The following is a 9,556-nucleotide window of genomic DNA, read 5'->3' on the forward strand; positions in this document are numbered from 1 at the left end:
AAATCCCTCGCTGGTAACAGCGTGCCGGTTCAAGTCCGGCCCCGGGCACCATTTTATTATTCCAAAACATTACAAGACTACGACCAATAATAAGAGGCCGTATTGGCTAAACGTGTTGATTGCAATTTCAAAAAGCGCTAGGTTAAAGCGCTTAAAGCACATTCCAAAGCCTGCTTTGATAGCAATGAGCAGTGGGCTGACTCAGGCTATAAATAACCGCCACCAGCAACACCTTATTTTATTTATCTAACGGGCTTTTGGTACCGGAGTGGTGCTGGCGACCTCAGTAATTTAGAGACTTGAGTGCAAAGAGTTTTGCCTGATAAAGGCGCTCTTCCTCATCATCCCATGCGTAGCGCTTTGCATTTCTTAATGCGATGCCCGCCTCTTCGTAGTGACCAATTTCAAATTGTACGCCGGCGAGTTTAGCATGAACGTCACTTAGATAGTGCGCTTTGCTTAAGGCTTTTTCATACAATCTCTGAGCCTTTCTCAACCGGCCCTTAGCCATGGCGCTATCGCCAAGCAGTACCCAGTTGTATGGATTCGGATCGTCGAGCTGTTCTAAATATTCATTCAGCATCGAGGCTTTGTCGGGGTTTGAATGCCGTATCAGTTCGATGTAATTGTTTAGCAGGTTGATGCTTGTGAGCTTTTGAACGACAGCCAGCTGATAAAGTGCCACAGCTTGCGTTTTCTGACCTTCTCTGGCGTAGATTAATGCTAGGGTATTGATGTTTTCAGGGCTTTCTGGGGCGAGGTCAATGGCAGCTCTGGCGTGCCAGTATGCGTCAGGGTATTGATGTTTGAGTAAGAAATCGGAGGCTAAGTTGCGATAATACATCGCTAAGAATGCCTTTTTACTTAGGCTTTTTCCGCGGATATTGCTACGTACCGGAAAGTAATCAACGATGACCCGGGGGCGTTGAATGACGATTTGATTTGGCTTTGCGACAAATGTAGGGTCATAGAGAATAGTAACCACATGGGAACTGGAAATAATGACGTTATCGATTTTACGATATACAGGCTGTGTATTTACCACCTGAAATTCAGTTTCTATATCAACCAGTTCAGCCAGTGCGTTGGTGAGTAAAGCTAAAGAGAGACAATTGCCTTGCAAAGCAACATAAGCTTCTTCTGCCGTATAAGTGTCGCCACGGTACTCAAAATTTCCTGTCAGAGAACTCAAATAGTTATAGACTCTGAGGTGAGGCTTTATATCCTGCCTGGCCGGATGATGAAACCACGTTAAAAAATCCCTTTCCTGACTCTCCGTTAATTGAGTTAGCTGCTTTGCTGCAATCACTTTGTTTGTAGGTTGCGGATATAATGGCTTAACAATGCTTAGCGGTGATACGAACGCTACTGGTTTGCTTTCAACCACTGTGGTTGACTTACACCCGACGAGCAGGCTGCCGAAAAAAATCGTCAGAGTAAAAACGTAGCATCTGTGACTCACAACAACTCCCATAGCACATTGGTGCACTTGAACGGTAAGGTAATCCTTCTTTAACCTAGCATAATGTCACTTAATAATAAGAACCTGGAGATTGGGATATTTTGATTATGCCTCGCAGAAGCAGCCTTTTATTTCACTATTAACACTAACATCAAAATAATTTGTAGTAGTGATCAGCCCGCTAATTTGCGCTAGCAGATTTATACAGGTAAAACAGCCATAACTAGTGGCATACAGGTCAAAATATCACAACTGTTCTACGTCATCCACTAACGCCAAAGCCTGAATTTGGTCGACAAACCGACTGATACCAGGATATTCATCAAGTGACAGGCTAGCGAGTTGAAACCCTTTCTTTTTCAGTTCGCCAGACAACTTGTCATGGTGGACTTCAGTAAGTTGGTTGTTATTTCTACCATGTTATCGCTGGCAGACTGCATTTTTTCCTCAATACTTTGCATATAGGATGCAGCGATATCTTAGACGATGAGCACTTTATCGACCAGTTCGATGCATTGGTTCTTGTTTCATCTGCTACCATAGTGAAGTTTCGGCCTTGTTCGGACTCAATAGCAACATTTAGTGTAAGCAGATTGGTTTGCTTCTATTAGAACGTATTGCCTCAGAGATATTGGAGCTCGTCAGTTTTCGTTCAATTTCTGATTGGTCGAAGCGGTGCTTTTGAGGCGATCACGCAGTGAGTGTATGGTTGTTTTTGCATTCTCAACTTACGTGCGGGGTTCTCCAGTCGTTCTGCGTGCATTCAGGGTGATATCATTGGTTGAATTGGTGCGCTCATAAATGAAAGTACTATAACTCAACTTAAAAGCACTAATAAATACAAGCAGTAAGACGCAAGAAAATATAGCTAAATATTTTAGCTCCATTCATTTTTGGCCGTTGTAGCCTTAATGATTCACTAGGTGAATGATCGCTTTTGACCAATAGTAGAATTGCCAGTATCAAAGGATTTCTAGCTCTTCCTACTCAATTCGGGTAACACAGAGTTTGGTCATCTGAACGATTACTGATAAAACCCGCGATTACAAATTCCAAGGCGGCATTCATCTCTCTATTAATTGTCTTACCGACTAGCCAGTAAAATAGATAATCACTCTTATGCTGGAACTCGCTAAGCTTCTGAGAGCATCCCTTCTCATAAACACGCTTTTCGGTATAACAGTCTGTACGATTGGCACGAAGTTCAGCAGGTTTTTCAGTTCTAATTACACGTATTAACGCTTAGACTCACGTTCGTCCGCTTTTCGCAAATAGTCATTTGTCAGAATTCTCAGGTTGTTTTGACCTTTTTAATGTAAGGAAATCTCACTTTCTATAGGGAAAATGTTTATGAAAATTATTAAATGGTTTGGCCTATCTGTAACGCTACTTACAGTAATCATATTGATTCTTGGCTACCTGTATTTGTATGTATTACCAACAGGGCCTGAAAAAACACCTGTCAAGCCACTTTCTGTCGGGAAAGATAGATTTGTAATGAGTGCTTATCAGCATACTGATCGGAAAACTATTCGTGTATGGACGTACAAACCGGCCCAATGGACACCAAAAGATTCGGTATTATTTGTAATGCACGGTATGGGACGTAATGCTGAGGATTATCTTGATGCATGGGCTGATATTGCTGAGCGCAAACGCATTTTGTTGATTGCGCCGGAGTTTGCCAGTCAATTTTACCGAGTCATTACCAATGATTATCAGGAAGGTAATCTGAAAAGTTTTTTTGGCTGGAGCAACCCCGAAAGTGAGTGGGCTTTTACGGTTATCGAAAATATATTCGACCGGTTAAATACAGCCAATGATTTTGATCTTGATGAATACAACATTTTCGGCCATTCGGCAGGTGGCCAATTTGTTCAGCGGATGATTTTAATGAAACCCAATGCCCGGATCAAAACTGCCATAGCAGGTAATGCTGGTACTTATTCGTTTGTCGATAAAGCAGTGCCTTATCCTTACGGCATTGGCACGGTAGATTATGATTTACAACGTTCATTTGCTAAGCATTTGGTCATTCTTCTAGGTGAATTAGACACGGATGCGACACAAGGGAAACTAGATCAGAGTGACAGCGCCATGAAACAGGGAGCCTCTCGCCTGGAAAGAGGGAAACGTTTTTTCAAACTCTCGCAAGAATCCGCTAAGTCGCAAGGTGTGCTTTTTAACTGGGAGCAAAAAGTAGTCCCGGGAGTAGGCCATGATTACCGGGCTATGTCGCTAGCTGCCGCCACGTTGTTATAACCATATATTAAGCGTGCTCCCTTACGTTATAGTAAGGGAGCCAAACGCTAAATTGAGTTTTTGCAGTGTTTATTCAATCAGGTAACTGTCTGCTTTTTCTGATATTCAGGCTGTAAATACGTCTTTTGCTGCATGATTTTTTGCAAGGCTTCACAAGCCGACCAAATGTCTTGAAAGCTGATATAGAGCGGCGCAAAGCCTACGCGTAAAATGTTCGGAGCCCGGAAGTCTGCAATGACGCCCCCAGCAATCCACGCCTGACAAATGGCGTAGGCTTGGTCGTGTTTGAATGCAAGCTGACTGCCTCGCTGATTAGGGTTTAGCGGGCTTGCCAGCGGCAGCGTGTCTGTGAGTTGCAAGTGCTGCATGCAATTGAGCATGAATTCACCTAACTCTATAGATTTTTGCCTTACCTGGTGAATGTCAATGTCTGACCACATGTCCAGGGACGCTTCCAGTACTGACATAGAAATAACAGAAGGCGTGCCGGTCAGGCTTTGTGACACGCTTTGGTGTGGCGTGTAGCTGCTGCTAAAGGTAAATGGTGTGGCATGACCCATCCAGCCAGTAATAGGCTGAATAAACGCATTTTCATGGCGTTCTGCGACATACATAAAGGCTGGCGCTCCCGGGCCGCCGTTCAGGTACTTGTATGTACAGCCCACGGCAAAATCAACCTGACAGTTGTCCAGTTCTAAAGGAAGTACCCCTGCTGAGTGCGCGAGATCCCACACAGTTAGAATGCCATGTTGGTGGGCCATTTCTGTGAACTTAGCCATGTTGAGTACGTGGCCGGTGCGAAAATTCACCTGAGTAAGCAGTAGAATAGCGACGTCGTCATTCAGCGCGGCTTCTATTTCTGTTTCATCTACGGTGATTAACTGACAGCGTTCTTCGCCAAGCAGCTGCTGAATGCCTTGTACTATGTACACGTCGGTTGGAAAATTGTCTGTAGTTGTGATTATTTTGGTTCGGCCATGTTGAAGTGCCAGTGCGCTACACAACAGTTTAAACAGGTTTACCGATATGGAATCACAGCAAATAACCTGATCAGCTTTTGCTCCCAGCAACGGTGCGATATGTTCTCCGCAGCGTTGCGGAAGGGTGATCCAACTGTGCTTATTCCAACTGGTAATAAGGTCGTTACCCCATTGTTGCTCAACCACTTCGGTAGCTCTGGCTCTTGCCGCTACAGGCAACGGCCCAAGTGAATTGCCATCCAGGTAAATGCAGTTTTCAGGAAGTGCAAATAATGCACGTTTATCTGCCATAGGGTCTTGTTGGTCCCGTCGACGGGCTTCTTCAAACATAGTGTTATCCGTTTTTTAATAGATCTAATAATGTGTAGTAGGCAAGGGAGTCTGCGTGTAAGAAATCAAAATGGCCAGCCCCAGGAATCAACATTGTCGTTGCGCCTGAAAGTGAGCTTTGTTCAGTAGCGACTATGTTGTCGGCTGTACCTTGCAACAACACTACGGGGGATTGCACGTTTTCGATCGACGGTGTTGCGCTTTTGTATGCTTCAGGCATTTCTTCCGGTGTACCATTGAAAAATTGTGGTGTGGCCGTTTCGCAACTGTTGGTCCCCTTTGCGTAAATAGCCGGCTGGGTAATAGCTGCTAAGCCAATAACCTTGGCAAAGGCTGAAGGCATTGCCTGGCCTGTTAGCAGTGCAAGGTGCCCTCCCGCGGAATGACCTGCGAGGCTAACCGGCACAGATGGCTGCTGAGTTTGGGTTAGCGATAAGACTTTATTCGTACCTGCTAGCACGTCATTAAAACTTCCGGGCCAACCGCCGCCGTCATCTCCGGTTCGACGATATTCCAGTGCGTACACGTTAACACCCGCTTCAGCAAGTGCGGTGAATAAAGCTTGTCCGTGCGTATAGTCAAAGGCATTGAGCCAGCAGCCGCCGTGTATGAATACTAACGAATGTTGAGGCTTGCCTCGCGCCTTCCAAACGTAAATACGCTGCAGAGGGTCGCTACCATACTCAATGGCCTCGTCAAATTCCGAGAAAGGTAGGGCGATAACGTCTCTGTAAGGTACGTTGGTAATACCCGATGGAGTAGGGACGTCAGACGTTGTAACGGGTGATGTACTGCATGCGGTCAGGAAGCTGGCCATTAGCAGTGCAGGGATACTGTGTTTAATAACGTTTTCCTTTTTATTGTTTTTAAAAATACAAAAGGCACCTCAGTGCCCTTTGTTGTTTTGATATTCAGGTAAAGCAAACTATCGATAACTATGTTTTATAGCATTAATTTCATTGTCTAACACGGTATTGCACTGATCCATCGTTTTACTCGCCAGGTCAAAGTACTGTTTACTTTCCAGTTGTACTTTATTGACGTTGATTAGCTGCTCGCGAATGGTCTGAGTAAGCGAACTACATGCTTGTTTAGCTTGCTCAATTTGTGTCAGCGTTGAGCCAGCCTGCAACAAACTCAGGCGGTCAAAAGACTGACTACTCAGCGTGTTTATCTTTTCGTAGAGGTAGCCGAGTTTAACCTTGTCTATCTGAGTCGATTCACCTTTGGTTGCTACGGCCACACCAATAGCACGTGCTTGACCTATAAACTCGATCACCTTCGGAAACTCATGCCATAAAAAATGAATCTGCGGGTTCTTTTGTTGCTCTCCACCAAATTCAATGTTTTCAGCTACGTCTTCCAGTAAATAGAGTAACGTTTCAATGAGATGTGTGTGCTGTTGAAAACTGCCGGGAACAGTTAAGGTTTCAGCATTGTCTTTTAAACGACTCCAGTGGTCCTGATAGCTGTCCCAACGGGCTTCTTGTTGTAACAGTGGGTTGTCCGTCAAAGGAGCGGTAATAGCGTTAATTTCTTGTTTTAACGCCAGCAGTTCATTACGTACTTCACTATTCCCCTGAAGATAGGTTGCAGTAAGTCCGCGGTGTTTCTGGGTATAGCTAATAACCTTCTTTAAACTGCTTATCAGTTCCAGTGCGCTATAAAGACGCTGCTTTTGTTTACGTTGGCTGTAAAACCATTGAAAGGCAATTAAACCAAGGAGTAGTAATACCAATCCTAAAATGAGCATTTCCATGTCAGACCTCCTATCTGGCCGAAAGCGTGCGTAGATATTCTGCTACCGCAGAAGTTTCTTTGGCAATTTGCGCATTTGCCGCGGCACCCTCTACGACGCGTTCAATACTTCTCGAAATTTCTTCCGTTGCTTTGCTTTGTTGCTCGGTAATGGCAGAAATTTCCATGACCTGATTGCGTGAATGAACGGACTGTTGTTCGATGTGAGCCAATATGTCTGCCGCATCTTTCGCCTTCTCCAAGCAGTCATGGGTGCGCTGTGTGACCCTTTGCATATTTTCAGCAACCAGTTTGCGTTGTGTATCCAGTTCCGAAATACTCTGGTTGATGGTGTCGGCTGATTGCCTGCTTTCAGAAGCGAGGTTGCGAACCTCGTCAGCAACAACGGCAAAACCCCGTCCCATATCACCGGCACGTGCCGCTTCAATTGAGGCATTTAATGCTAAAAGGTTAGTTTGTTCTGCGATGTTCTGAATGGTTGCAGTAAGGGTTAATACAGTTTCAATTGACTCACCCAGGATGGTAATGGCGGTGTGTGTTTCGTCTACGTCTTTACCAACATATTCTACATTGGTAACAAGATCGCCCATATAACTGTGGCCTTGCTGAGCCAAAGTCGAGGCCTGCAAGGCGGCTTCATTGACCTGATTGAATTTCTCAACAATCTCGTTTAACGAGGCCGTCAGCTCATTGACAGCGGCTGCAGTTGATTCTGTTGCAACAGATTGTGATGTTGCGTTGTCAGCAACCTGTACAGCCGACTGGATCATTTGCTCCGACGAAAACTTCATTTCAGAGAAATGTTCTGCAAATTTGTCGCGTTGTCTTGCAACTTCTTTGAGAATATCAAATACGGACTTTACGTGTTTGGTTAGAATTGTCGGTTTAACAACGAGGTTCTGATAACCTTGTTCGTCATTTTTGACATCTTCAAGTAATGTGTCGATGGTATTAAGTTCGTCTACCAAGAGTAGTAGCAAAGACAGTACCAGCCAGGTCATGAGTACTGTGCAAGGAAGAGTTAAAACTAAAGTTTCTCCAGGGTTGAGTAAAATAAAACCATATCCAGCCAGATTAAACAGTGCGGTGAGTATGGCAGCGTGGCGTAACCCGAAAGCATTGATTAATACAATACCCGGGAATCTAAACAGCGAGAGCATAAATTGTGTCCTTAACTTATTGCTTCCTCGAAAGCATTAGGTACAGCAAAGTTTGCGCCATATTAAAAAAGCTAAATGCGATTGATTCTTAAACGGTTTAGCAGGGTACTCATCATCGCAATAGTAAGTTGCGCACTATATTGGTGCGAGCGTGCATGCTGATCGCACAAAGCCCTGTTGCTTTTGGGGGAGTTTTGGTCGGATACCGGTGGCAAGTTTAGGGTAGTGTTAACTTGCGCAAACGCAATGTGATTAGTCTTTAACTCTATCCTTAAATCAAAAAATATATATGAATATTAAAAATCTTATCGCTTTTATAGAAGAAAATGTTGAGTCACCGATAAATATCGAAAGTTTATCGACACATGCGCAATGCAGCGAATCTTACTTTCATCGTGAGATAAACAAACTCACGGGTCTAACGCCGGGCAAACTGGTTGAAATACTTCGAATACATCGAGCGTGCTATTTGCTGCACTATCGCAAGGCATTGCGTTGCACAGATATCGCTATTTTGTGTGGTTACAACACCGCTGATGGTTTAAGGCGCGCTTTTAAACGTCAGACAGGTTTTACACCAAACACCTTCAGAGCACAGCAAGTCAAAATAGAACAGTTACCCCATGCCGCGACGTTGCAGTCGCTATTAAAACTGACAACAGAAAACGCTACGCAAGGGACGAATGTGCAAATTATTCAACAACCAGCCATCCCAGTGTATGGCATCAAACATGAAAATGGCCCGGCACAAATACCGTCTACCGTTGGGCAGTTTATTGAATGGCGTAAATCACACAGGCTATCGCCCCGGGTTAGTCGTACATTTAATGCATTTTGGTCAGATCCCAATAACGCTGACACCCACTTTCGGGTCGACATTATGTGTGAGGCAACGAGAGCAGTTTCACTGCCGCAAGACGAACGGTTCTTCTCAGGTGAAATTCCGCCCGGCCGGTACGCCATTATTGAGGTTGAAGGAGGGGACCCTATGATTCAATCTGCCACCAGTGAACTGATCTACCGTTACATTCCTCAACATAATGAAGAGATGGCTGAGTTTCCTGTGCTGGTTGAACGTATTCGATTTTATCCGGATGTCCCATTAAATCAGGCGTTAAACCGCGTGATGGTATTACTCAAATAGGACAAAGTGGTACACTGCGTAGTATTCAGTTAAAACGAAGGATGCACTGTGCTACGGTTTATTTCAGTCGAAGAGTTGTCGCCGGCCTCATTGGCAGAATGGCAGGTCGTTTTGGTATCAATGAGTAACCCGGTTTCGGGTGAAGCGGATACGGCAAAAGACGGTTACTTACCTGATAGCGTTAAAATTGACCTCGATGCAGAGGGCAGTGATCACAGTTGTGAATTACCTCATCGCAGACTGACTCCTGAGTCGCTTTCTGCGTTACTGGGCAGTTTAGGGATCACTCAATCCACACCTGTATTACTTTACGACAACTACGGACTGTTCTGTGCTCCTCGACTGTGGTGGATGCTGAAGAGCATAGGCCATCAACGTGTTGCGGTACTTAATGGAGGACTTCCTGCCTGGAAAGCCAAAGGGTTACCGTTAGTCACAGACTTAAAACCTGGTGCCGAGA

Annotated in this window: 8 protein-coding genes; 3 read left to right on the forward strand and 5 right to left on the reverse strand. The window is 44.7% G+C overall.

The genetic code is table 11. The annotated features are described in order from the left end of the window. Positions 1-283 precede the first annotated feature (283 nt). Positions 284-1,462 (reverse strand): tetratricopeptide repeat protein, encoded by a 1,179-nt coding sequence (locus AC4MRN_RS08725; protein ID WP_491203054.1) that lies wholly within the window; start codon positions 1,460-1,462, stop codon positions 284-286. 1,350 nt (positions 1,463-2,812) lie between these two features. On the opposite strand from AC4MRN_RS08725, the gene AC4MRN_RS08730 reads away from it, so the two are divergent. Continuing rightward, positions 2,813-3,724: an alpha/beta hydrolase family protein gene (locus AC4MRN_RS08730; RefSeq protein WP_491203055.1), complete on the forward strand. Its 912-nt coding sequence runs from the start codon at positions 2,813-2,815 to the stop codon at positions 3,722-3,724. Positions 3,725-3,801: 77 nt separating this feature from the next. Here the strand turns inward: AC4MRN_RS08730 and kynU are convergent, their stop codons facing one another. From kynU to AC4MRN_RS08750, 4 genes are all read right to left on the reverse strand, one after another. Further along, positions 3,802-5,034, reverse strand: a complete 1,233-nt coding sequence (gene kynU, locus AC4MRN_RS08735; RefSeq protein WP_491203056.1) for a kynureninase — start codon at positions 5,032-5,034, stop codon at positions 3,802-3,804. Positions 5,035-5,038: 4 nt separating this feature from the next. After that, positions 5,039-5,851 (reverse strand): alpha/beta hydrolase family protein, encoded by an 813-nt coding sequence (locus AC4MRN_RS08740; protein WP_491203057.1) that lies wholly within the window; start codon positions 5,849-5,851, stop codon positions 5,039-5,041. A gap of 108 nt (positions 5,852-5,959) precedes the next feature. After that, positions 5,960-6,793, reverse strand: coding sequence for a nitrate- and nitrite sensing domain-containing protein (locus AC4MRN_RS08745; RefSeq protein ID WP_475071990.1), 834 nt, complete (start codon positions 6,791-6,793; stop codon positions 5,960-5,962). Between the two features lie 10 nt (positions 6,794-6,803). Beyond that, positions 6,804-7,952, reverse strand: a complete 1,149-nt coding sequence (locus AC4MRN_RS08750; protein ID WP_491203058.1) for a methyl-accepting chemotaxis protein — start codon at positions 7,950-7,952, stop codon at positions 6,804-6,806. A gap of 289 nt (positions 7,953-8,241) precedes the next feature. Here AC4MRN_RS08750 and AC4MRN_RS08755 point away from each other — a divergent pair, with 289 nt between their 5' ends. Next, complete coding sequence (locus AC4MRN_RS08755) at positions 8,242-9,096, forward strand: AraC family transcriptional regulator (protein ID WP_491203059.1); 855 nt, start codon at positions 8,242-8,244, stop codon at positions 9,094-9,096. A gap of 48 nt (positions 9,097-9,144) precedes the next feature. Continuing rightward, positions 9,145-9,556: sulfurtransferase (locus AC4MRN_RS08760; protein ID WP_491203060.1), on the forward strand; the 412-nt coding region annotated here is incomplete at its 3' end.

The sequence above is a fragment of the Marisediminitalea sp. genome (genome assembly GCF_984433645.1).